General features: G+C 68.1%; 22 protein-coding genes. 12 read left to right on the forward strand and 10 right to left on the reverse strand.

The features are described from left to right. Positions 1 to 9 precede the first annotated feature (9 nt). Positions 10 to 843, reverse strand: coding sequence for a carboxylating nicotinate-nucleotide diphosphorylase (gene nadC / locus BMZ21_RS14035; protein ID WP_091835226.1), 834 nt, complete (start codon positions 841 to 843; stop codon positions 10 to 12). 391 nt (positions 844 to 1,234) lie between these two features. On the opposite strand from nadC, the gene BMZ21_RS14040 reads away from it, so the two are divergent. The 4 genes from BMZ21_RS14040 to BMZ21_RS14055 are packed head-to-tail and all read left to right on the forward strand — an operon-like array spanning position 1,235 to position 4,769. Further along, complete coding sequence (locus tag BMZ21_RS14040) at positions 1,235 to 2,719, forward strand: 6-hydroxynicotinate reductase (RefSeq protein ID WP_091835229.1); 1,485 nt, start codon at positions 1,235 to 1,237, stop codon at positions 2,717 to 2,719. A 4-nt stretch (positions 2,720 to 2,723) separates the two neighbouring features. Further along, positions 2,724 to 3,611 (forward strand): UPF0280 family protein, encoded by an 888-nt coding sequence (locus tag BMZ21_RS14045; protein ID WP_091835232.1) that lies wholly within the window; start codon positions 2,724 to 2,726, stop codon positions 3,609 to 3,611. After that, positions 3,604 to 4,188 (forward strand): amino acid synthesis family protein, encoded by a 585-nt coding sequence (locus BMZ21_RS14050; protein ID WP_091835235.1) that lies wholly within the window; start codon positions 3,604 to 3,606, stop codon positions 4,186 to 4,188. Before BMZ21_RS14045 ends, BMZ21_RS14050 begins: the two co-directional genes overlap by 8 nt. Further along, entirely contained in the window at positions 4,185 to 4,769 is a 585-nt protein-coding gene (locus BMZ21_RS14055) for an amino acid synthesis family protein (RefSeq protein WP_091835238.1), read from the forward strand. The genes BMZ21_RS14050 and BMZ21_RS14055 overlap by 4 nt, the downstream gene beginning before the upstream one ends. Positions 4,770 to 4,797: 28 nt before the next feature. Here the strand turns inward: BMZ21_RS14055 and BMZ21_RS14060 are convergent, their stop codons facing one another. The 5 genes from BMZ21_RS14060 to BMZ21_RS14080 form a co-directional block, all read right to left on the reverse strand. After that, positions 4,798 to 5,577 carry an ATP-binding cassette domain-containing protein gene (locus tag BMZ21_RS14060; protein WP_091835241.1) on the reverse strand — a complete coding sequence of 260 codons (780 nt, stop codon included), beginning with the start codon at positions 5,575 to 5,577 and terminating at the stop codon, positions 4,798 to 4,800. A gap of 11 nt (positions 5,578 to 5,588) precedes the next feature. Further along, positions 5,589 to 6,893, reverse strand: coding sequence for a sugar ABC transporter permease (locus BMZ21_RS14065; RefSeq protein WP_425285442.1), 1,305 nt, complete (start codon positions 6,891 to 6,893; stop codon positions 5,589 to 5,591). Then, positions 6,886 to 7,905: a D-xylose ABC transporter substrate-binding protein gene (xylF, locus tag BMZ21_RS14070; RefSeq protein WP_425285446.1), complete on the reverse strand. Its 1,020-nt coding sequence runs from the start codon at positions 7,903 to 7,905 to the stop codon at positions 6,886 to 6,888. The genes BMZ21_RS14065 and xylF overlap by 8 nt, the downstream gene beginning before the upstream one ends. A 222-nt stretch (positions 7,906 to 8,127) precedes the next feature. Further along, positions 8,128 to 9,366, reverse strand: a complete 1,239-nt coding sequence (locus tag BMZ21_RS14075; protein WP_091835247.1) for a COG3904 family protein — start codon at positions 9,364 to 9,366, stop codon at positions 8,128 to 8,130. Between the two features lie 153 nt (positions 9,367 to 9,519). Next, entirely contained in the window at positions 9,520 to 10,458 is a 939-nt protein-coding gene (locus BMZ21_RS14080) for an aldo/keto reductase (protein WP_091835250.1), read from the reverse strand. Positions 10,459 to 10,630: 172 nt separating this feature from the next. On the opposite strand from BMZ21_RS14080, the gene BMZ21_RS14085 reads away from it, so the two are divergent. Continuing rightward, on the forward strand, positions 10,631 to 11,545 hold the full coding sequence (locus BMZ21_RS14085; protein WP_091835253.1) for a hypothetical protein: 915 nt from the start codon (positions 10,631 to 10,633) through the stop codon (positions 11,543 to 11,545). A 40-nt stretch (positions 11,546 to 11,585) separates the two neighbouring features. Beyond that, positions 11,586 to 12,026, forward strand: a complete 441-nt coding sequence (locus BMZ21_RS14090; protein ID WP_091835256.1) for a peptidoglycan-binding domain-containing protein — start codon at positions 11,586 to 11,588, stop codon at positions 12,024 to 12,026. A 43-nt stretch (positions 12,027 to 12,069) separates the two neighbouring features. Here the strand turns inward: BMZ21_RS14090 and typA are convergent, their stop codons facing one another. Further along, positions 12,070 to 13,893, reverse strand: a complete 1,824-nt coding sequence (gene typA / locus BMZ21_RS14095; RefSeq protein WP_091835259.1) for a translational GTPase TypA — start codon at positions 13,891 to 13,893, stop codon at positions 12,070 to 12,072. Positions 13,894 to 14,088: 195 nt separating this feature from the next. On the opposite strand from typA, the gene BMZ21_RS14100 reads away from it, so the two are divergent. Both BMZ21_RS14100 and BMZ21_RS14105 read left to right on the forward strand, forming a co-directional pair. Next, entirely contained in the window at positions 14,089 to 14,550 is a 462-nt protein-coding gene (locus BMZ21_RS14100; protein ID WP_091835262.1) for an Rrf2 family transcriptional regulator, read from the forward strand. Beyond that, positions 14,525 to 15,430 (forward strand): NAD(P)/FAD-dependent oxidoreductase, encoded by a 906-nt coding sequence (locus BMZ21_RS14105; protein ID WP_091835265.1) that lies wholly within the window; start codon positions 14,525 to 14,527, stop codon positions 15,428 to 15,430. The genes BMZ21_RS14100 and BMZ21_RS14105 overlap by 26 nt, the downstream gene beginning before the upstream one ends. A 7-nt stretch (positions 15,431 to 15,437) precedes the next feature. Here the strand turns inward: BMZ21_RS14105 and BMZ21_RS14110 are convergent, their stop codons facing one another. Both BMZ21_RS14110 and BMZ21_RS14115 read right to left on the reverse strand, forming a co-directional pair. Then, positions 15,438 to 15,773 (reverse strand): hypothetical protein, encoded by a 336-nt coding sequence (locus BMZ21_RS14110; RefSeq protein WP_091835268.1) that lies wholly within the window; start codon positions 15,771 to 15,773, stop codon positions 15,438 to 15,440. A gap of 72 nt (positions 15,774 to 15,845) precedes the next feature. After that, the gene (locus BMZ21_RS14115) at positions 15,846 to 17,141 is read right to left on the reverse strand and encodes a TAXI family TRAP transporter solute-binding subunit (protein WP_091835271.1); all 1,296 of its coding nucleotides are present in this window, start codon (positions 17,139 to 17,141) and stop codon (positions 15,846 to 15,848) included. 88 nt (positions 17,142 to 17,229) lie between these two features. Between BMZ21_RS14115 and BMZ21_RS14120 the strand changes: the two genes are divergently transcribed. From BMZ21_RS14120 to BMZ21_RS14130, 3 genes are all read left to right on the forward strand, one after another. Beyond that, entirely contained in the window at positions 17,230 to 17,928 is a 699-nt protein-coding gene (locus tag BMZ21_RS14120) for a phosphoribosylanthranilate isomerase (RefSeq protein ID WP_091835275.1), read from the forward strand. Next, a complete protein-coding gene (gene trpB, locus BMZ21_RS14125; protein ID WP_091835278.1) occupies positions 17,925 to 19,142 on the forward strand; it encodes a tryptophan synthase subunit beta in 1,218 nt (405 codons plus the stop codon). The genes BMZ21_RS14120 and trpB overlap by 4 nt, the downstream gene beginning before the upstream one ends. A gap of 95 nt (positions 19,143 to 19,237) precedes the next feature. Next, positions 19,238 to 19,975, forward strand: coding sequence for an SIMPL domain-containing protein (locus tag BMZ21_RS14130; protein WP_167561638.1), 738 nt, complete (start codon positions 19,238 to 19,240; stop codon positions 19,973 to 19,975). A gap of 3 nt (positions 19,976 to 19,978) precedes the next feature. Here BMZ21_RS14130 and BMZ21_RS14135 read toward each other — a convergent pair whose 3' ends face one another. Further along, positions 19,979 to 20,827 carry an aldo/keto reductase gene (locus BMZ21_RS14135; protein ID WP_091835284.1) on the reverse strand — a complete coding sequence of 283 codons (849 nt, stop codon included), beginning with the start codon at positions 20,825 to 20,827 and terminating at the stop codon, positions 19,979 to 19,981. A 108-nt stretch (positions 20,828 to 20,935) separates the two neighbouring features. On the opposite strand from BMZ21_RS14135, the gene BMZ21_RS14140 reads away from it, so the two are divergent. Then, on the forward strand, positions 20,936 to 21,769 hold the full coding sequence (locus BMZ21_RS14140) for an alpha/beta hydrolase family protein (protein ID WP_091835287.1): 834 nt from the start codon (positions 20,936 to 20,938) through the stop codon (positions 21,767 to 21,769). Positions 21,770 to 21,773: the final 4 nt, after the last annotated feature.

Consider the following 21,773-nt stretch of genomic DNA (forward strand, 5'->3'; position numbering starts at 1 on the left):
AGTCCCTGCTCAGGCTTCGTCGAGGCCGATATCCACCGCCGGCGCCGACTGGGTGATCTTGCTGGTCGAGATATAGTCGACACCGGTCCTGGAGATCGGGCCGATCGTGTCGATATTGATGCCGCCGGAGGCCTCGACCTTGGCGCGGCCGGCGATCAGCTCGACCGCCTTGGTCATGTCGGCGACCGACATGTTGTCGAGCATGATCACGTCGGCGCCGGCCCTGGCGGCCTCTTCGACCTGCTCGAGCCGGTCGCACTCGACCTCGAGCTTGGTCAGCACCGGCAGCTTCTTGCGGGCGCGTTCGACGGCGGCGGTGATGCTGCCGCAGACGGCGATGTGGTTGTCCTTGATCATCACGCCATTATCGAGGCCGAGGCGGTGGTTGAGGCCGCCGCCGCAGGTCACCGCGTGCTTCTCCATCATGCGCAGGCCGGGCGTGGTCTTGCGGGTGTCGATCAGGCGCGCCTTGCTGCCGGCCATGGCGGCGGCGTAGCGCGCGGTCTCGTTGGCGATGCCGGAGAGGCGCTGGGCGATGTTGAGCGCGGTGCGCTCGGCGGTGAGCACGCTGCGGGCCGAGCCCTCGATCTCGACCAGGATCGCGCCCTTCTCGACCTTGTCGCCGTCCTTGACGCGCAGGGTCACCTTGAGATCGGGATCGTAGCGCTTGAACACCCGGGCTGCGACCTCGACGCCGGCGACGATCATCGGCTCGCGGGCGTTCATGTGGAACCTGCCGGTCTCATTCGGCTCGATCATCACCTGGACGGTGAGGTCGCAGGCGCCGATGTCCTCGACAAGCCAATGGTCGATCAGGCGGTCCGTGGCGAAGACGTCATACATGGCAGGGCCCTCTCTCCCGCGGCGATACCGCTTCAAACATGTTTGTATGCAAACAATAGCAGCGGGAAAATTTGGCTGTCAATGCGCCATCGATGCCGTGCTTGCAACCGCCAATCGCGTCATATGGAAGTCACCTCGGCCGGGTAGGAGCGCCGCACAGAAGCGCCTCGAATATTCTTGTATGCAAGATTACGTGGGCACACTGTCCTCTCATCGACGAATCGGCACGCGCTCGGCCGTCGCGGCCGAAGCTGTGGGCCAGCCCTGGGAACAGGCGTAGGGTGGGGGCGGTCCCGCGCCTCGCGGCTGTCTTGACTTGCTCCAAGAGGCGCGCCAGTATCGTTTGTACACAAACAAAATCCTCAAGGCCCGCTCTGCGGGAGGATCAAGCATGGCGCTGGACGAAGCGAGCCCGGTCGCGGACGACAAGATCCGCTGCGATGCCTGCCCGGTGATGTGCTTCATCAAGCCGGGCGCCGTCGGCGCCTGCGATCGCTACGGCAATGTCGACGGCGAGCTGGTGCGGATGGAGCCGCATATCGTGCTCGAACGCACGCTGGAGCATGGCGGCGAAATCGTTCCCTTCGCCGGATCGCGCGAGTGGGACGGCGAGATCGTCCACCAGCAGGGCACCTTCATCACCGCGATCGGCGCCGGCACCACCTATCCCGACTACAAGCCCGCCCCGTTCATCGTCTCGTCCGAGGTCGACGGCGTCGACATGGTCACCGTCGTGACCGAGGGCATCTTCAGCTATTGCGGCGTCAAGGTGAAGATCGACACCGACCGCTTCCTCGGCCCCGAGCAGGCGACGGTGCGCGTCGAGGGCGAGGCGATCGGCCATGTCACCACCGGCGAATACGGCTCGCAGATGCTCTCGCTCGGCGGCGTTCACCACCTCACCGGCGGCTCGAAGAAGGAGGGCCGCGTCACCTGCGACGCCCTGCTCCAGCTCAGCAACAGCAAGGCGGTCGAGCTGACCATCGACGAGGGCGAGACCGTGATCGTCCAGGCCGGCAAGCCGCCGATCGTCAACGGCATCCAGGAAAGCCGGATGCGCGTCGGCTGCGGCTCGGCGACGATCGGCATCTTCGCCAAGCAATGGCACGGAAAGGTCGACGAGGTCGTCGTCGTCGACGACCACATCACCGGCGTCCTCTCCGAGCACCAGGCCGGCAAGCTGCTCGGCATGGCCGGCACCGGCATCAAGCTGAAGGGCCGGCGCTCGACGCCCGGCCGCTATTTCCAGGTGGCGCAGCCCGGCACCGGCTGGGGCGGCACCAATATCAGCGACCCCCTGACCATTCTCGGGCCGTTCGATCCCAAGGTTGCCTATCCCGGCCTGCGCCTGCTGATGGTCTCGACCACCGGCGAGCACGCCGCCTATTACGAGCTCGACGAGAACCTCGTGCCGGTCGAGATGCAGATGCCGCAGCCGCTGGTCGAGCCGGTCGAGCGCATCGCCGAGAACTGCGAGCCGGCGCTGTCGACCGTTCTCTTCATCGGCGGCGCCGGCGGCTCGCTGCGCGCCGGCGTCACCGAGAACCCGGTCCGTTTGACCCGCTCGGTCAAGGATGCGCTGACTTATGTCACTTGTGGGGGAGCCCCTGTGTATATCTGGCCGGGCGGCGGCATCACCTTCATGGTCGACGTCACCCGCCTGCCCGAAAACGCCTTCGGCTATGTGCCGACCCCGGCCTTGGTCGCGCCGCTGGAGTTCACCATGAGCCTGACCGACTACGAGGCGCTCGGCGGCCATATGGACGCGATCCAGCCGCTGGCTTCGCTCAAGGGCGGCAGCCGCCTGCGCCTGCCGCAGCGCCCGGACAATCCCTGGCCGCTGGCGCCGGAGCAGCCGCGCCGCTCGCTGGGGTAGGGCGATGTGGGAGAAGCCCTCCGCGCGCGTCCTGCCGGATGGCCGGCGCCTGCTGCTGCAGCAGGGCCCGATCGATCTCGTCATCGAGGCCGTCGGCGAGCAAGCCGCGGTCAGGGCCGCGCACGAGGCTGCCATCCTTCGCTTCGACGGCCTGCTTGTCGAACTCTGTGACGAGCTGCAGCTGCTGCGCACGGCGGTGACCCGGACGAGCCCGCTGCCGCTTGGCCCCGTCGCTCGGCGCATGCATGCGGCCGTCAGCCCCTTCGCCATCGGCGGCTTCATCACCCCGATGGCCGCCGTCGCCGGCTCGGTGGCGCAGGAGATCCTCGGCGTGATCTGCCAGGCCGCGCCGCTGCGGCGCGCCTATGTCAACAATGGCGGCGACATCGCCCTGCATCTCGCCCCTGGCGAGCAGTTCCGCATCGGCCTGGTGAAGCGTCCCGACCGGCCGGAGTTCTTCGCAACCGCGACGATCCGGCCTGAACACGGCGTCGCCGGCATCGCCACATCGGGCTATCCCGGCCGCAGCTTCTCGCTGGGGATCGCCGAGGCGGTAACCGTAATGGCGCCCACAGCGGCCATGGCCGACGCTGCCGCGACCATGATCGCCAATGCGATCGACCTGCCCGGCCATCCCGCGGTCGAGCGCCTGCCGGCCAGCTCGATCCAGAGCGACAGCGATCTCGGCGAGCGGCTCGTCACTCGCGACGTCGGTCCGCTAGCCACCGACGAGATCGAGACCGCGCTTGCCGCCGGGCTGGCCGAGGCGGAGCGCCTGCGGGCGGCAGGTCTGATCGTCTCTGCGGCCATGCATCTTCAGGGCGTGAGTCACATGCTCGCCACGCCTATGATCGTTCAAGAAAAGCCTGAGAGGAGACTGGCCCGTGCCTGAGATCGCTGTCCGCAAATACGCCGTGACCGTCGAGGAGATCCATCACGAGGGCGGCCCCGCCGCCGCGGTGCCGCTGAAGCGCGGCGCGGCGCTGGCGGTGATCGCCAACCCCTATGCCGGCCGCTACGTCGAGGACATCCAGGGCTTCATGGACGACCTTAAGCCCTTCGGCCTCGCCATGGCGCAGCGCCTGCTCGCGGCGATGGGCGGCGATGCCAAGGCGATCCAGGGCTATGGCAAGGGCGCCATCGTCGGCGCCGCCGGCGAACTGGAGCATGGCGCGCTCTGGCATGTGCCGGGCGGCTACGCCATGCGCGAACTGCTCGGCGATGCCAAGGCCATCGTGCCCTCGACCAAAAAGGTCGGCGGCCCCGGCACGCGCCTCGACATTCCCGTCACCCACATCAATGCCTCCTATGTCCGCAGCCATTTCGACGCCTTCGAGATCGGCATCACCGACGCTCCCAAGGCCGATGAATTGCTGTTCGCGCTGGTGATGACCACCGGCTCGCGCATCCATGCCCGCGTCGGCGGCCTCAAGGCGAGCGAGATCAAGGGCGAGGACGGCCTGCGATGAAAGCCAGGATCCGCAAGATCGTCACGGTCCTCGACGAGACCCATAGCGAGCTCGGGCGCCCCGTCTCGCCGCCGATCAAGCGCGCTGCCGCCGTCGCGGTGATCGCCAATCCCTTCGCCGGCACCTATCAGGATGATCTCGCCGAGCTGATCGACATCGGCGAGGAGCTCGGCGACCTGCTCGGCCGCCATGCGCTCGCCGCGCTCGGCATCGCGGGCGAGGCGGTCCAGGGCTATGGCAAGGCCGCCGCCGTCGGTGAGGATGGCGAATTGGAGCACGCCGCCGCGATCCTGCATCCCAAGCTCGGGGCGCCGCTACGCAAGCTTCTGGGCAAGGCGCCGGCTCTGATCCCGTCTTCGAAGAAGCGCGGCTCGCTCGGCGTCGTCCTCGACGTGCCGCTCGGCCACAAGGCGGCGGCCTATGTCCGCAGCCATTTCGACGGCATGGAGGTCCGCATCCCCGACGCGCCGCGCGCCGGCGAGATCGTCGTTGCGGTGGCGCTGACCAGCGGCGGTCGGCCCTTGCCGCGCGTCGGCGGGCTCACCCATGCCGAGGCGAAGGGCGAGGACGGCTTGCGCTGAGGCGCGTCCCGTCGGTTCGCCAGCGCTGCTAGCTCCGCAGCGCGCCCGGCCCGGCTACCGCGCCGGGCGGGCATTTGCCGGATATGATCATCCCCAGCACCTCGTCCTGCGTGACGTCGCGGACATGGGCGCTGCCGACCACCTTGCCGTTCTTCATCACGCTGACGCGGTCGGCGAGGTCGAAGACATCGTGCAGGTCATGGCTGATCAGGAAGATGCCGATGCCCTGCTTCTTCAGTTCGAGGATGAGATCGGCGACCTGCTTGGTCTCTGCCGGCCCGAGCGCCGCGGTCGGCTCGTCCATGATCAGCACCCGCGCGTTGAAATAGATCGCGCGGGCGATCGCGACAGACTGGCGCTGGCCGCCGGAGAGCGCCTTCACCGGCTCCTTGAAGCGGCGGAAATGCGGGTTGAGCCGGCCCATCACCTTGCGGGTCTCGGCCTCCATCGCGCTGTCGTCGAGCGTGCCCCAGTTGGTCAAAAGCTCGCGGCCGAGGAAAATGTTGGCGGCGGCGTCGACATTGTCGGCCAGCGCTAGCGTCTGGTAGATCGTCTCGATGCCGTGGCGCTTGGCGTCGCGTGGGCTGGAGATGGCGACTGGCTCGCCGGCGATCCTGATCTCGCCGGCATCGGCGCGATAGGCGCCCGACAGGATCTTGATCAGCGTCGACTTGCCGGCGCCGTTATGGCCGAGCAGGCCGACGACCTCGCCGGCATGGAGATCGACGCTCGCGCGGTCGACCGCCTTGATGCCGCCGAAGGCGATCGAGATTTCGCGCATCTCGACGAGGGGCGTAGTTGCGTCCATGGCGCCCTCCTTCAGCCGAGCCGCTTGCGATAGAGCCCGTCGAGCCAGACGGCGAGAACGAGCACGAGTCCGACGACGATGTTCTGCAACGGCGTGTCTACGCCGATCAGCACCATGCCCGATTGCAGCGACTGCATCACCAGCGCGCCCAGCATCGCGCCGGCGATGGTGCCGACGCCGCCGGCGAGCGAGGTGCCGCCGATCACCGCCGCGGCGATGACATAGAGCTCGTCGAGCTGGCCGGCGGAGTTGGTCGCGGCGTTGAGGCGGGCGGTCGAGATGCAGGCGGCGATGCCGACCAGCATGCCCATCAGCCCGTAGACCAGCATCAGCACTTTTCGCGTGTTGACGCCGGAGAGCTGGGCCGCCTCGGGATTACCGCCGATCGAGAAGACATAGCGCCCGAAGCGCAGGCGCCGCGCCAGAAAGCTCATGGCGACGCCGACCGCGAGCGCGAGCAGTACCGGTACGGCGAGGCCATGGCCGATGACGAGCCCGCCCTCAGGCCAGCTGCCGCCCTTGGCCTCGACGAGGCGGCGGGCGACGCCGGCCGGCAGTGCATAGGCGTTGGCGATCATGACCGCGCCGATCACCGTGCCGCAGGCGAGCCCGCCGAGCACGATCTCGGCCCAGAGCGGGCGCAGGGCGAAGCCGTAGCGCTTGCGCCGGCGCCGGGCGAAGGCGATCCCCGCGAGGATCAGGGCGCAGATGACGAGACCGATGACCCAGGAGGCGGTGGTGCCGATCGCGCCCTCGATGCCGCCGCCGAGCGGGCGAAAACGCGAATCCATCGGCGCGATGGTCTGGCCCTGCGTCACCCACCAGGCGCCGCCGCGCCAGACCAGCAGGCCGCCGAGCGTGACGATGAAGGAGGGGATGGCGAGATAGGCGATCAGCGCGCCCTGGAACAGGCCGATCAGCCCGCCGAGCACGATCGCGGCCAGGATCGAGAGCAGCCAGGTGGCGGGGTGCTCGAAGCCGATGAGGCCGGGGAGCAATTGCGCCTGGACGAGGCCGGTGACCATGCCGACGAAGCCGAGCATCGAGCCGACCGAGAGGTCGATGTTGCGGGTGACGATGACCAGCACCATGCCGCAAGCCATTACCGCGACCGAGGCGGTCTGGACCGAGAGGTTCCAGAGATTGCGCGGCGTCAGGAAGGCGCCGCCGGAGAGCCAGTTAAAGCCGAGCCAGATCACCGCCAGCGCGGCGACCATGCCGACCATCCGCGCGTCGAACTCGATGGCGCGCAGATGATCGGCAAGGCTCTTCGCATCCTGCGACGGCGTTGCCGGCGCGGGAACGGTTTCAGTCACAGGCCTTGACCTTGCCGGCGGCGACGCCCTGGCAGACAGCCGCCTTCGGCGCCCAGCCGGCCTCGATCACCACGCCGAGATTGTCCTTGGTCACCGGCACCGGCTTCAGGAAGAGCGCGGTCATCTTGGCCTTGCTCGGGCCCTGGTCCCAGGCGGTCGCACCGGCGACCTCGGTCAGCTTGGCGCCCCCGGCGAGCTTGATCGCGATCTCGGCGGCGGTGCGCCCGAGTTCGCGCGCATCCTTCCAGATCGTCACCGTCTGGGTGCCGAGCGCGACGCGGTTGAGCGCGGCGCGGTCGGCGTCCTGGCCAGAGACGGGCACGGAGCCGGCGAGGCCCTGCGCGGCCAGCGCCGCGATGGCACCGCCACCGGTGCCGTCATTGGCGGCGATCACGGCGTCGACCTTGTTGGCGTTGCGCGTCAGGAACTGCTCCATGTTGCGCTGGGCGTTGGCTGGCAGCCAGCCATCGGTATAGGCCTCGCCGACATTCTTGATCTTGCCGGCGTCGATAGCGGGCTTCAGCACCTCGATCGAGCCCTGGAACAGGAAGTTGGCGTTCGGGTCCGAGCTCGAGCCCTTGATGAAGACGTAGTTGCCTTCCGGCTTCGCCTTCTGGATCTCGCGCGCCATCATCCGGCCGACCTCGACATTGTCGAAGGTCAGGTAGAAGGCCTGCGGGATCTCGATCAGCCGGTCATAGCCGACGACTGCGATACCCTCGTCGACCGCCTTCTGCACGGCAGGGCGGATCGCCTGAGCATCCTGCGCCAGCACGATCAGGGCCTTGGCGCCGCGCGCAATCAAGCTCTCGACATCGGTGAGCTGCTTGGCAGGCGAGGATTGCGCATCGGCCGAGAGATAGGTGCCGCCGACCTTCTCGATCGCGGCCTTGATCGCGGCCTCGTCGGTTTTCCAGCGTTCCTCCTGGAAGTTCGACCAGCTGACCCCGATCACCGGGCCCTTGCTCTGGGCGAAAGCCGGGAATGCGCCACCGAAGGTCGCGAGCGCCAATCCGGCGACAAGAAGATTGCGTCTCAACACGGCGTCTCTCCCTTGTTGTCTCATGCGCGCTTCTGGGCTCGGCGCATCCTGAGGCGAAGGTGAGCCCATTGGCAGGTGGCCTGTCAAGCGGCCATATCGCAAAATTTGAGGTACGCACCTCAATACTTTCCGCTAAAGGTCGCGGATCGAAGGCCAATTGGTTCCAAACGGGAATTTCCGCGTTGCCCCGCGTCAGCGACAGATCTGCGAGCGCAGGTTCGACAGGCGCAGCAGCTCGGCGGCGGTGCCACTGCGTTGCCAGGTCGAGGGCGTACCATCTTCGGCCGGCGGATCGATCTTCAGCGACACGGCGGTGCGATCGGTCAGGCCACACAAGGTCTCGCGCAGAACATCGGCGGTCATTGCTCCTGCCGGGTCGTTGCCATCCTCGTTCTGCGCGACGATCGGTGGGCTGCCCGGCAGAGTCAGCGTGACCGTCCGCAGCCGCGACGGGATCGGGGCATCGCCGAACAACAACTGCATCTGGAGGGTGGTCGTCTGCTGATAGCGCCCTTCGCCGACCGACAAGGCCAGCCGCAGCCTGCCGCCGCGATGCGGGCCGAGTTCGACCGAGCCGATCGGGGTCGCCGGCGCAGCCAGCGTCGCCGGCAGCACCGGCGCCGTTCCCAGGCTCCTTGAAGGGCCGGGAGCGGGAGCCAGTCCGGAGCGGAGATCCGAGAAGGCGAGCGCAGCCGGCCCGACTTCGGTCGCGATCGTGGTCGCGCGCATCTCGTCGGGCTTGAGGTAGCGCATCGTGTCGGCTGGGGTCGACACCGTTACCTCGATGAAGGAGCGGTCGAGCCCCATTGCGTCGAGATAGCGCCGCATCTTCGCGTCGATCTCGCCGGTCGCCTGCTCCTGCTTGACCGTCCGCGTCTCCGTCCTCTCGTCGACCAGCTCCCTGCGACCGCGCACGATCTTGTAATCGCGCACCGTCGTGGTCTCGGTCTCGACGATGGTCTGCTGGTGCACGCCGATGCGCGATTGCGGCGGGATGATCCGGCGTTGTCCCCCGGCGAGGAAAAGCGTGCAGGCCGAGGCGCAGAGCGGGCTGCGCTCGTCGATGGTGCCGAGCGCCGGCTCGCGTTGGCTGAAGACGGTGCGGGCGACGGCGATATCGAGGCCGCTCTTGCGCACGAGCTCGCCCATGGCGATCGCCGCTTCGACCGTGCCGCCGGTGGAATAGACCAGCAGCGGCAGCTTGCGCCCGTTCAGCTCGGCGAGCGCGCGGCGCAGTTCGGCCGGCGTGTCCTTGGTGATCGCGCCCTGGGCGGCGAGCCATTCGCGGCAATCTGGCTCGCAGGGCTCGGCGCTGCGCGTCAGCACGATGCGCATCGGCTCCGGCGGAGGTGCCGCAGCGGGCTTGTCCTGAGCCACGGCCGGCGAAGCGGCTAGGCACAGGGCGAACGCCAGGAGACGGGCGATGCGCATCACGGAGTCGGCGGCCTCAACTGCAATTGCGCAAGGGAACCCCAGGCGCGGGGATTTGACAACAGTCTCCCTGCCCCGTCGCAGGGACAGGGAGACAGCCTAAACGCTTTCGCCTGGCGGTTGGGCTTCTTTGAGGCGCTCTCGCGGCCGATTTCAGCGCGTGATCGCGTCGACCTCGGCGAGCTCCTCCGGAGTCAGCGCCCAGTCCGCCGCCTTGACGTTGGCCGCGACCTGTTCCGGCTTCGTCGCGCCGGCGATGACGCTCGACACGACCGGCTGGGCGGCGAGCCAGGAGAAGGCGAGCTCGAGCAGGGTCTTGCCACGTGCGTCGCAGAAGGCGGCGAGCTTTTCGGTCCTCTGCCAGTTCGCCTCGGTCAGCACCTCGCCGGCGCGCTGCGCCTCGCGGGTCATGCGCGCCCCCTCCGGCATCGGGGCGTTCCGCTGATACTTGCCGGTGAGCAGGCCGTTGGCGAGCGGGAAATAGGGCAGCAGCCCCATGCCGAAATGGCTGATGGCCGGGATCAGTTCCTTCTCGGCGCCGCGAACGAGCAAGCTGTATTCGTCCTGCGCCGAGGCGAAGCCTTCGAGGCCGAGCGTCCTGGCCGTCCAATGCGCGTCGGCAACCTGCCAGGACGGCAGGTTCGAGCAGCCGATATAGCGGACCTTGCCCTGGCGGATCAGGTCGTCGAGGGCACGCAGCGTCTCCTCGATCGGGGTCAGCGGATCGGGCCGGTGCAGCTGGTAGAGGTCGATCCAGTCGGTCCGCAGCCGCTTCAGCGAAGCCTCGACCGCCTCGATGATGTAACGGCGCGAGCCGCCCTTCTTCACGCCCGCTTCGTCCATGTTCATGCCGAACTTGCTGGCGAGCACGATGTCCTTGCGGCGGGCGCCGAGCAGTTCGCCGAGCGCAAGCTCCGAGCCGCCGCGATTGCCGTAGATGTCGGCGGTATCGAACAGGGTGATGCCGTGCTCGATCGCGGCGTCGACGACCTTGCGCGCCGCCTCCAGGTCGATCCGGCCGCCGAAATTATTGCAGCCGAGGCCGACGAGCGAGACGCGCAGGCCGGAGCGGCCGAGATTGCGGAACTGCATGGCGATGATCCTCCTTCGGTCGCGGGCACCCGACCAGAGCGGCACGATGACGGCAAGCGCAGCGGACGCAGGGCGGCTGCGCCCCGGCCGAGGGACATCCGCCGAATGAAGGATGCGGCCGTTGCAGCGGGCGGACTAGCCTGGTCGCCGGCGGGCAAGAAAAGGCGGCGCGATGCCAAGTCCCTTCAGCACGAAAGGGTGCGATGCGAATGGGCGCTGGAGCCGCCCGCCCGATGGCTTCTCCTATCTCTGGCCGGCGCAGAATGCCTACCAGTTCGTGCCGGTCGGCCAGTCGCGCGCGCTCTCTCTCAAGACCGACCACAGGCCGTGGACCCTCACGGCGGTCGATCTGACGATGTCCGGCGGCATCGACGTCCGCCTGAATGCTCGAAAGACCGTAATCGGTCCGTTCCAGACCTATGTGCTGGAGCCGGGCATGAAGTACCCGCTGGACCTCACCGGCAATGCCGAGGCGGCTCTCGCCCTCGTGATGTCGACCCCGGGCGAGGCCGATAAGCCCTTGCTGTATGCGCACGCGGGCGGGACCCTGACGGTGCATTATGCGGTGAACGTCATCCTTCGCGACTGCTCGCAGACGCTGGAGCAGTATTCGCGCTCCGAGCTTCTGACCCTGCTGCGCGAGGTCGAGACGAGCTACGCCCAGGCCAACATCCGCCTGGTGCGCGTAGGGCCGATCCACCTTCTCGAGCTAAAGACGATGTCGCTCGGCCCGCAGATCATCACCGACAGTCGTCACGGCGACCTGATACGCGATCACATCACGGCTTCGGGGCGCGGCCACCTGAAGAACCTTGTCTATGGCTGGGATTTCGAATCGGAGCCGAAGCCGCCGAACGCCGCCAATCTGTCGTCAGGACTAACCGAGTTCGGCGGTAACGTCTGCTTCATCGACTGGGGCAACCGCAGCATGGTGACCGCCCACGAGCTCGGTCATGCGCTGCGCCTGATCGACCGTCCGCGCGGTGACATCACGATCATGCAGCCACAGCGCTCGAGCGCCCCGTTCATCCCCTTCGACTATGCCCAGATCGAGGTGCTGCGCATGGTCGCGAAGCAGGTCGCGTGACGATGCAAGCCTGTTTCGCAGACGACGGAAGGAATCGGCAATGACATTGCGGTCGTTCATCTTCGCCGGCCAGAAGCGGCTCGAGGCCTGCCTGCGCGACGATGCGAGTCATGTCGCGCGCGGAGCCGGCGGCGAGCATGTCTGCTTGATCCAGACCGCGCTGGTCCATCTCGACGGCGCCGACATCGATCCGGCCGAGCTCAATCGTGGCTTCTATGGGCCGTCCACGGCACGCGCCGTGCTGGCCTTCAAGACGCGCCGCGATATCGTCAACCGCAGTTACCAGAAGCGCGCCGACGACGTCGTTGGCAAGATGACGATCGCTGCTCTCGACGCCGAGATGCTGGCGAGCCAGAAACCGGCGCCACGGGCCCATCGGAAGGCGCACGGGCCGGCGCGGACGAGCGCCTTGTCCGCCGAGGCGTCCGTGCGGCGCGCCCTCGACCAGATGCTTGCGAGCGCGCTGGCGAAGCTGCGCTGACCGCTGAAACGGCTCTCGACCGAGATATCGGCTGCGGCCAGGCTCAGGCGACCTCGGCCTTCTGCTTCTGCGAGCGCTTGCGTTCGTTCGGATCGAGGATGCCCTTGCGCAGGCGGATCGACTTCGGGGTGACTTCGACCAGCTCGTCGTCGTCGATCCAGGCGAGCGAGCGCTCCAGCGTCATCCGGATCGGCGGCGTCAGGCGCACCGCCTCGTCCTTCGACGTCGTGCGGATGTTGGTGAGCTTCTTGCCCTTGAGCACGTTCACCTCGAGATCGTTCTCGCGGGTGTGCTCGCCGACGATCATGCCCTGATAGACCTTCCAGCCGGGCTCGATCATCATCGGGCCGCGGTCTTCGAGGTTCCAGAGCGCGTAGGCGACGGCCTCGCCGGTCTCCATCGCGATCAGAACGCCGTTGCGGCGCCCGCCGATCTCGCCCTTGTAGGGCAGGTAGTCGTGGAACAGCCGGTTCATGATCGCGGTGCCGCGCGTATCGGTCAGCAGTTCGCCCTGATAGCCGATCAGGCCGCGGGTCGGGGCGTGGAAGACGAGGCGCAGGCGATTGCCGCCGGAGGGGCGCATCTCCAGCATATCGGCCTTGCGCTCGGACATCTTCTGCACGACGACGCCGGAATGCTCCTCGTCGACGTCGATCACGACCTCCTCGATCGGCTCCAGCAGCTGGCCGGCCTCGTCGCGCTTCAGCACGACGCGCGGACGCGAGACGCCGAGCTCGAAGCCCTCGCGACGCATGGTCTCGATCAGGATGGCGAGCTGCAATTCGCCGCGGCCGGAGACGATGTAGCTGTCCTTGTCGGAGGCTTCCTCGATCTTCAGCGCGACATTGCCCTCGGCCTCCTTGAACAGGCGGTCGCGGATGACGCGGGTGGTGACCTTGTCGCCTTCCGTGCCCGCCAGCGGCGAATCGTTGACCATGAAGGTCATCGACACGGTCGGCGGGTCGATCGGCTGGGCCTTGATCGGGGTGTCGACCGACGGGTCGCAGAAGGTGTCGGCGACCGAGCCCTTCACCAGGCCGGCGATCGAGACGATGTCGCCCGGGATCGCTTCCTCGATCGGCGTGCGCTCGAGCCCGCGGAAGGCGAGGATCTTGGTGATGCGGCCGGTCTCGACCAGCGAGCCGTCGCCCGAGAGAACCTTGATGGTCTGGTTCGGCTTGGCCGTGCCCGAGACGACGCGGCCGGTGATGATGCGGCCGAGATAGGGATTGGCCTCGAGCAGCGTGCCGATCATGCGGAACGGCCCCTCCTCGATGCGCGGCTCAGGCACGTGCTTCAGGATCAGGTCGTACATCGGCGCCAGGCCCTGGTCCTGCGGACCTTCCGGCGAGGGCGCCATCCAGCCCTGCTTGCCCGAACCGTAGAGGATCGGGAAGTCGAGCTGCTCGTCGGTGGCGTCGAGCGCGGCGAAGAGGTCGAAGACCTCGTTGATCACCTCGGTGACGCGCGCGTCGGGCTTGTCGACCTTGTTGATCGCGACGATCGGGCGAAGGCCGAGCTTCAGTGCCTTCGAGACCACGAACTTGGTCTGCGGCATCGGGCCCTCGGCAGCGTCGACCAGCACGATCGCGCTGTCGACCATGTTGAGGATGCGCTCGACCTCGCCGCCGAAATCGGCGTGGCCGGGGGTGTCGACGATGTTGATGCGCGTATCCTTCCAGACCACCGAGGTGGCCTTGGCCAGGATGGTGATGCCGCGCTCCTTTTCGAGATCGTTCGAGTCCATCACCCGCTCGGCGACGCGCTGGTTCTCGCGGAAGGCGCCGGACTGCTGCAGCAGCTTGTCGACCAGCGTGGTCTTGCCGTGGTCGACGTGGGCGATGATGGCGATGTTGCGCATGGACATGCGGGAAGCGGCCTTGGTTCAAGACCGCGAGCCGGCAGGGAAAACCCGGCCGGCGCAGCCTGTGTGTTGCGTGAATCTGGAATTCGTTGCGCTGCACATAAACGCTTGACGCCGTTTGGGCAACCGCAACCGCACGATGCCCGTGCTTCACGGTGCGCTTGACATGCTCCTGTTTCATGTAACATGTATTGTTACATGAAACAGGACAGCCGCCTCTCAGCCACCCTGCACGTGCTGCTGCACATGGCCGATCGTGGCGCCCCGATGACCTCGGAGGAGCTCGCGGCCTGCCTCGGCACCAATCCGGTCGTGATCCGCCGCACCATGGCGGGCCTCAGGGAAACCGGGCTGGTGCACTCCGAAAAAGGCCATGGCGGTGGTTGGACGTTGGCGCGTGCGCTCGACGCGATCACGCTCGGTGACGTGCATCGCGCACTCGGCGAGCCCGCTCTGATCGCGCTCGGCCATCGCAGCGAGAACCCGCAATGCCTGGTCGAGCAGGCGGTCAATTCGGCCCTCGGCGAGGCCTTCGCCGAGGCCGAAGCGCTGCTCGCCGGCCATTTCGACCGGGTCCGGCTGTCCGATCTCGCGGCGGATTTCAGCCGCCGCTTCGACGAACGGAGACAGATCCATGCCAAGCACAACCACACCCTATGACGCCATCATCGTCGGCGGCAGCTTCGCCGGCCTTTCCGCCGGATTGCAGCTGGCGCGGGCGCGCCGCCGCATCCTGGTGATCGACGAGGGGCAGCGGCGCAACCGCTTCTCCAGCCATTCGCATGGCTTCCTCGGCCAGGATGGGCGCGAGCCGGCGACGATCGTCGCCGAGGCGAAGGCGCAATTGCTCGCCTATCCGACCGTGGCTTGGCGCGATGCCAAGGCCGGCGAGGCGAAAGCCGAAAGAGAGGGGTTCAGAGTCACCGATTCCAGGGGAGGCGAGCACCAAGCGCGCCGCCTCCTGCTCGCGACTGGCGTGCGCGACGAACTGCCCGCGATCCCCGGCCTGAGGGAGCGCTGGGGCAAGAGCGTGCTGCATTGTCCCTATTGCGACGGTTATGAGCTCGGCGGCGGCAAGCTCGGCGTATTGGCGAGCGGTGCGTTCTCGGCCCTGAAGGCGGCGCTCGTCGCCGATTGGGGCGCGGTTACACTGTTCCTCAACGGCGAGGCCGAGCCGGACGCCGAGGCGACCGCCTTGCTGGAGCGGCGCGGCGTCGCGGTCGAGCGTGCCCGGATCGTGGCAGCCGAGGGCGACGGGACGGCGATGGCGGGCCTGCGCCTCGCCGACGGCCGGTTGGCGCCGATCAAGGCGCTGTTCATCGCCGCCGGCATCTGCCCGGCGAGCCCGCTGGCGGAAGAGCTCGGCTGCGCCTTCGATGACGGCCCGTTCGGTCCGCTGCTGCGCGTCGACGGGATGAAGCAGACCAGCGTCACCGGCGTCTATGCGGCGGGCGATGCCGCGACCGCCCGGCACAGCGTCGCGCTCGCCGTTGCCGATGGCGTCGTCGCCGGGACCGGCCTGCACATGTCCCTGCTCTAGAGGCGGGTCACGACTTCCGGCAGGCGTAGGGCATGAAGGTCGAGGACACCCCGGCGTTCATGCCCGCCATCACCATGACATTAGCGAAGTTGAGCTCCTCGGCGCTGCGCGGACAGACATCGGGCGGGTTCTGGCAACCGGAAGCGATGAAGGCCTCGTTGCCGGCGACGAACTCTGGCCCGAGCCCCTTCCTGCCGATGCGCTTCAGCGCCTCGTCATAGGCGCTGCGCCAGCGCTCGCATTTCACCTGCGGCCAGTTTTCGGGCGCCTGAGCCCGGAGCGGGACGGCATCGGAAAGCGCCAGCAGCGTCCCGAGGGCGAGCGAGGCAAAGGCGGAGGTCATGAGGAGCTCTCGAAACTGTCGGTGCGACCGCGCCATCCGCATGAACGCGCTTTGCGGCAGGAATAAAGCCGGTCACTCGGCTGCCGCTTCGGCCAAGACGATGCGCCGCTCGGTCGCCGCGCGGCCGAGCTGGTCCATGGCAAAACGATAGGCGCCGATCCCGCCGGAATCGATGTCGCCGCGCGCATAATTCTCGAGCACGCCGGCAAGGATGGCGTCGGCCTCGCGCTCCATCGCCGCCAGATCCCGCTCGTCCTCGGCCGTCCGCATCGCCGCGAGCAGGACGACGAGACGGCTGAGGTCCGCCATTGCCCGCTTGCGGCGCGACGCGCTCTCGACGCCGAGCAGGCCGGCCGCGCCGGAGCCGAGCACGGAGAGCACCATCACGCCGAGATAGAACCAGTCGCCATAGCGCTCGAAGAAGGTCTCCTGCTCGCCGTCGATGAACGCGGCTGCTCCGGTATGCACCGCGAGCGGCGCGTCCTTGTCGGTCTCGGGCGTCTCCAGTCCCTGGATCGCCGGCAGGTCGGCGGCGAGCGTGACGCGCAACGACAGGATCGCGCTGACGAGCTCGCCGACCCTGGCATCGTCGAGGGATTGCGCCGCCATCAGGCGCGAGGTGATCGAGATGCTCGGCAGGTTTTCGGCCGGCACTGGCGGATCACCACCGAGCGCGCCGCGGACGATCTCGCCGCTCTCGATGGCACGGTTGCGGGCGGCGAGCGCATCGGCCTCGCGGATCGGGATGATGGTCGGGCTCTCGCCGAAGGCCCGGTGCAGGCGCGCGCCGACTTCGGTGACGACGCGGGCATTCAGCACGTTGACGGCGAAGAGCACGTCGATATGGCCATCGGCGATAGCGGCGGAGACGTCCTCGGGCCCGAGCGGGACGATCGTCACCGCCTCCGGCGAGACCTCGTATTGCGACAGCACGAGCTTCAGGAGATCGAGATTGCCTGATGGCGCCCGCACCACGCCGATGCGCTTGCCGCGCAGTCCTGAGATGCGGTCGGTGCCGAGATCCTTGGAGCCGATGAAGAAAGGGAAGGAGCGGCGGGTGATCAGCGCCGTATCGGCCTTGGCCGGCAGCGCGACATCGGGGCGGACGATGGCGAGATCGACCGTGCCGGCGTCGATCTTCAAGGCGCTCTCGGCCGAGCCCTCGGTCAGGACGAGCCGCAGGCGCACCGGCTTCTTCTCGCGGCTGAGGCCCTGGACGAGGGCCGCGGCAAGCCTGGCATCGTCGGAGCCGAGCGGGCCGACCGCGAGCTTCAGCGTCCGTGGCTGGGTCCACATGTAGACGCCAAGCGCAACGAGACCGGCCATCAGCAGGAGCGCCGCCAGACCTGCAAAGAAACGCCGCCCCATTCGTCGTCCGCTCTCGCCCCCATGCTTCGCTTTCGACCGGCATCATGTCACGAGTGCGGTGGGAAGGGCTATGTGCTAGAGCGCCCGAATGACACATGGCGACGCCTTTCCGATCAAGATCTGCGGCCTCTCGACTCCGGAGACGCTGGAGGCGGCGCTTGCCGCCGGCGCTGACATGATCGGTCTCAACTTCCACCCGAAGAGCCCGCGATACGTCACGCCGCAGCGCGCCGCCGAACTCGCCGACCAGGCCCGCGGCCGGACCGGGATCGTCGCGCTGGTCGTCGACTACACGCCGGAGCAGGCGGCCGAGCTGGTGCGGATCGTGCGGCCGGACTGGATGCAATTGCACGGCAAGGAGACGCCGGAGCAGGTCGCCGCGATCAAGGCCGCGACCGGCCTGCCGGTGATGAAGGCGCTCGGCGTCGCCACGGCTGCCGATCTCGACCAGGTCGCGCTGTATCATGGCGTCGCCGACGCCATCCTGCTCGATGCCAAGCCGCCCAAGGATGCCGCCTATCCCGGCGGCCATGGCAAGCCCTTCGACTGGAATCTGGTCGCCGGGCTCGACCCGGCTCTCGCCTTCATGTTATCGGGCGGCCTCGACCCGGCCAATGTGTCGCAGGCCATCGGCGTCGTCCGACCTGCGGGCGTCGACGTATCATCGGGGGTCGAGCGCGCTCCGGGTGTCAAGGATATCGGGCGGATCTCGGAATTCGTCAGGGCGGCCCGCGCGGCGGCCAAGGCTTTGAATGACGACCAGTTGAAGAAGGCAGGCCAGGCATGAACGCGCCGCACGCACGCAACAGCTTCCGGAACGGCCCGGACGAGAACGGCCGCTTCGGCCAGTTCGGCGGCCGCTTCGTCGCCGAGACGCTGATGCCGCTGATCCTCGAGCTGGAGCAGGCCTACAATGCCGCCAAGGTCGATCCCGCCTACCAGGCAGAGATGGCGAGCGGGCTGAAGCATTATGTCGGCCGGCCCTCGCCGCTCTATCTCGCCGAGCGGCTCACCGACCATTTCGGCGGCGCCAAGGTCTACTTGAAGCGCGAGGAGCTGAACCACACCGGCTCGCACAAGGTGAACAATGTGCTCGGCCAGATCCTGCTCGCCCGGCGCATGGGCAAGAAGCGGATCATCGCCGAAACCGGCGCCGGCCAGCATGGCGTCGCCACCGCGACGCTCTGCGCCCGCTATGGCCTCGAATGCATCGTCTACATGGGCGCGGTCGACGTCGCACGGCAGGCTCCGAACGTCTTCCGCATGCAGATGCTGGGCGCGACGGTGGTGCCGGTCGAATCCGGCACCAAGACGCTGAAGGACGCGATGAACGAGGCACTGCGCGACTGGGTGACCAATGTCGGCACGACCTTCTACTGCATCGGCACGGTCGCAGGCCCGCACCCCTATCCGGCGATGGTGCGCGACTTCCAGTCGATCATCGGCAAGGAGACGCGCGAGCAGATGCTGGAGGCGGAAGGCCGCCTGCCGGATTCGCTCGTCGCCTGCATCGGCGGCGGCTCGAATGCGATGGGGCTGTTCCATCCCTTCCTCGACGACACCAGCGTCGAGATCTACGGCGTCGAGGCCGCCGGCCACGGCATCCCCTCCGGGCTGCATGCGGCCTCGCTGACCGGCGGGCGCCCGGGCGTGCTGCACGGCAACCGAACCTATCTCCTGATGAACGAGGACGGGCAGATCAACGACGCCCATTCGATCTCGGCCGGGCTCGACTATCCCGGCATCGGCCCGGAGCATTCCTGGCTGCACGATATCGGCCGCGCCACCTATCTCTCGGCGACGGACGAGGAGGCGCTCGAGGCTTTCCAGCTGATCTCGAAGCTCGAAGGCATCATCCCGGCGCTGGAATCGGCGCATGCGCTCGCCCGTGTCGCCGAGCTCGCTCCGAAGAAGCCCAAGGACCATCTGATGGTCGTCAACCTCTCCGGCCGCGGCGACAAGGACATCCCGCAGGTCGCGGAGATTCTGGCGGCGCGATGAGCGTGTCGTCCTGATGCTGCCCCAATAGGTTGCGCATGGTCGCCCGGCAGGAGCGGTCTCCGCTTCTGCGGACCATTCCTCAGCGAAGGACGACCATGTCGAAGACCAAGAAGGCCCTGCTCATCGCCGCGCTCGCGGCGTTTTCCGCTCCCGTGCACGCCCAGACCGCTGGGCCGCTCGCGCCGGCGGAAGGCATCGTGATCCAGACCACCGGCGAAGTCAGGGTGAAGCCTGATCTCGCCACGGTCCATGCCGGCGTGGTCAGCGAGGGCAAGACCGCCGCGGAAGCGCTGTCGAAGAACACGCCGGCGCTGGCCAGGCTGATCGAGGCGGTGAAGGCCGCCGGCGTCGCCCAGGGCGATCTTTCGACCTCGCAGATCGCGCTGACGCCGCGGATGACGCAGCCCTCCGCCTCCTCCTCGCCGCAGGCGCGCGCGCCGAAGATCGACGGCTACGAGGCGCGCACCGGCATCACCGTGATCGTGCGCGACCTCGCCAAGTCCGGCCCGCTGATCGATGCGCTGGTTGCCGCCGGCGCCAACGACATGTCGGGCATCAGCTTCGGCCTCGCCGACGAGGACAAGGCCAAGGACCAGGCCCGCGACAAGGCGGCCGAAGCGGCGCGCACCCGGGCCGAGATCTATGCCAAGCGCCTTGGCGTGAAAGTGGGCGAGCTCGTCTCGATCGTCGAGGCGGAGGCCGAGCCGCCGGTACGGCCGATGGGCGATACACGCGCCTATCGCATGGCCGCCGGTGCCGCACCGGTCCAGGTCGAGCCGGGCGAGGTCACCGTCAGCGCTGCGTTGCGCACGGTCTGGCGCATCGAGAAGTAAAGACTACAGCATCGGCAGCCCGCGCGGTTTCGGACCGCGCGGGAACGCGGCGTCGAGCCGGGCGATGTCCTCGGCGCCGAGCCGAAGCCCGAGCGCGCCGGCATTGTCCTGCGCATGGCTGGGCTTGGCCGCTTTCGGGATTGCGAAGACGCCGGAGCTGCGCGTCAGGAAGGCGAGCGCGACCTGGCGCGGGCTCGCGCCGTGGGCCGCGGCGATCTCAGCGAGCACCTTGCCTTGCGCCGAGCCCCCTTGCGGAAAATCATCCTGCCCGAACGGGCTGTAGGCGGTGACCGCGACGCCGTTGCGCTCGCACCAGGGCATCACCGCGTGTTCGATCGCCCGTTCGCGCAGGTGGTAGAGCACCTGGTTGCAGGCGATCCTGCCGGGGCCGACGACACGCAGCGCTTCGTCGAGATCGCCGACATCGAAATTGCTGACGCCCCAGGACATGATCTTGCCCTCGGCGCGAAGCTCCTCGAACGCGGCAAAAGTCTCGGCCAGCGGATAGGAGCCGCGCCAGTGCAAGAGATAGCAGTCGAGCCGGTCGGTCCGCAGCCGGCGCAGCGACTGCTCGCACGCCCTGCGCGTGCCGGCTTTCGAGGCGTTATGGGGCAGCACCTTCGAGACCAGGAAGACCTCGTCGCGCCGGCCGGCGAGCGCTTCGCCGGTGATCTGCTCGGCAAGGCCATCGCCATACATCTCGGCCGTGTCGATATGGGAGAGGCCGAGATCGAGCCCGCTCCGCAGCGCCGCGATCGCCTCGCTTCGCGGGGCGCGCTCGATGTTCCAGGTGCCCTGGCCGATCCGCGAGACCGCCGGACCGCCCTTGCCGAACGTTTGCTGTGCCGTCATGCGCGCGATCCTAGCGGCGCTGCGCGGACAAGGCCATGGCGGCGAGCGTCTTGCCGTCGCGCGAGCAAGCTGCGATCCAATAGGCAGGTCGCGGCTGGGGAGTTGGTCATGCGCAGGATCATTGCAGCGCTGGCTTCGGCTGGGCTGGCCGCCATGCTAGCCGTTACCTCGGCGGCGGCTGAAACGGTCGAGGCCCTGCAGGCGCGCATCGACGACCGGCAGATCGCGGTTTACCTCCACAAGCCAGACGGACCCGGTCCCTTCCCCGTCCTGGTGCTGTCGCATGGCAGCCCACGCGATGCGGCGGGACGGGCAGAGTTCGGCAAGGGCACGCTCGCCGCGGTCGCCCGCCATTTCACGGCGCGCGGCGTCATGGTCGCGGTGCCGATCCGGCGCGGCTACGGCACGGACGGCGGCGCCTGGGCCGAGGGCTACGGCGCCTGCGATCGGGCCGAGTTCCATCGCGCCGGTTTGACCAGCGCCCGCGACATCCGCGCGGCGCTCGATGCGGTGCTGTCCCGGCCGGATGCCGATCAGCGCCGCGTCGTGCTGATGGGGGTGTCAGCCGGTGGCTGGGGCTCGCTCGCGGCTGCCTCGCAATCCGTCCCCGGCCTGCTCGGCGTGGTCAACTTCGCGGGGGGACGCGGCTCGCTGAAGGCCGGCGAGGTCTGCTCGCCTGACGCGCTGGTCTCGGCTGCCGGCCGCTATGGCAGCGGCTCACGCGTGCCGCAGCTCTGGCTCTACAGCAGCAATGACCGCTTCTTCGGACCGGAGATTGCCGGCCGGCTCCATCGCGCCTTCCAGGAGGCAGGAGGCCGGGCGGAGTTCGTCGCAGCGCCGCCCTTCGGCGAGGACGGGCATCGCTATATCCGTGCGATCGACCAATGGCGCGGCAAGGTCGACGGCTTCCTGGCGACGATCGGCTTCACCGGCCGCCGCTGACGGT

This window comes from Allobosea lupini (genome assembly GCF_900109525.1).
Classification (GTDB): Bacteria; Pseudomonadota; Alphaproteobacteria; order Rhizobiales; family Beijerinckiaceae; genus Allobosea; species Allobosea lupini.

Excerpts from the sequence above, each read along its gene's own strand:
- typA (WP_091835259.1), bottom strand. The coding sequence starts at position 13,893 with ATGTCCATGCGCAACATCGCCATCATCGCCCACGTCGACCACGGCAAG.
- BMZ21_RS14080 (WP_091835250.1), bottom strand. The coding sequence starts at position 10,458 with ATGCAGTTCCGCAATCTCGGCCGCTCCGGCCTGCGCGTCTCGCTCGTC.
- BMZ21_RS14085 (WP_091835253.1), top strand. The coding sequence starts at position 10,631 with ATGCCAAGTCCCTTCAGCACGAAAGGGTGCGATGCGAATGGGCGCTGG.
- trpB (WP_091835278.1), top strand. The coding sequence starts at position 17,925 with ATGAACGCGCCGCACGCACGCAACAGCTTCCGGAACGGCCCGGACGAG.
- BMZ21_RS14055 (WP_091835238.1), top strand. The coding sequence starts at position 4,185 with ATGAAAGCCAGGATCCGCAAGATCGTCACGGTCCTCGACGAGACCCAT.
- BMZ21_RS14040 (WP_091835229.1), top strand. The coding sequence starts at position 1,235 with ATGGCGCTGGACGAAGCGAGCCCGGTCGCGGACGACAAGATCCGCTGC.
- BMZ21_RS14120 (WP_091835275.1), top strand. The coding sequence starts at position 17,230 with ATGACACATGGCGACGCCTTTCCGATCAAGATCTGCGGCCTCTCGACT.
- BMZ21_RS14075 (WP_091835247.1), bottom strand. The coding sequence starts at position 9,366 with ATGCGCATCGCCCGTCTCCTGGCGTTCGCCCTGTGCCTAGCCGCTTCG.
- BMZ21_RS14105 (WP_091835265.1), top strand. The coding sequence starts at position 14,525 with ATGCCAAGCACAACCACACCCTATGACGCCATCATCGTCGGCGGCAGC.
- BMZ21_RS14135 (WP_091835284.1), bottom strand. The coding sequence starts at position 20,827 with ATGACGGCACAGCAAACGTTCGGCAAGGGCGGTCCGGCGGTCTCGCGG.
- BMZ21_RS14045 (WP_091835232.1), top strand. The coding sequence starts at position 2,724 with ATGTGGGAGAAGCCCTCCGCGCGCGTCCTGCCGGATGGCCGGCGCCTG.
- BMZ21_RS14060 (WP_091835241.1), bottom strand. The coding sequence starts at position 5,577 with ATGGACGCAACTACGCCCCTCGTCGAGATGCGCGAAATCTCGATCGCC.
- BMZ21_RS14115 (WP_091835271.1), bottom strand. The coding sequence starts at position 17,141 with ATGGGGCGGCGTTTCTTTGCAGGTCTGGCGGCGCTCCTGCTGATGGCC.
- BMZ21_RS14130 (WP_167561638.1), top strand. The coding sequence starts at position 19,238 with ATGTCGAAGACCAAGAAGGCCCTGCTCATCGCCGCGCTCGCGGCGTTT.
- BMZ21_RS14140 (WP_091835287.1), top strand. The coding sequence starts at position 20,936 with ATGCGCAGGATCATTGCAGCGCTGGCTTCGGCTGGGCTGGCCGCCATG.
- BMZ21_RS14090 (WP_091835256.1), top strand. The coding sequence starts at position 11,586 with ATGACATTGCGGTCGTTCATCTTCGCCGGCCAGAAGCGGCTCGAGGCC.
- nadC (WP_091835226.1), bottom strand. The coding sequence starts at position 843 with ATGTATGACGTCTTCGCCACGGACCGCCTGATCGACCATTGGCTTGTC.
- BMZ21_RS14100 (WP_091835262.1), top strand. The coding sequence starts at position 14,089 with ATGAAACAGGACAGCCGCCTCTCAGCCACCCTGCACGTGCTGCTGCAC.
- BMZ21_RS14110 (WP_091835268.1), bottom strand. The coding sequence starts at position 15,773 with ATGACCTCCGCCTTTGCCTCGCTCGCCCTCGGGACGCTGCTGGCGCTT.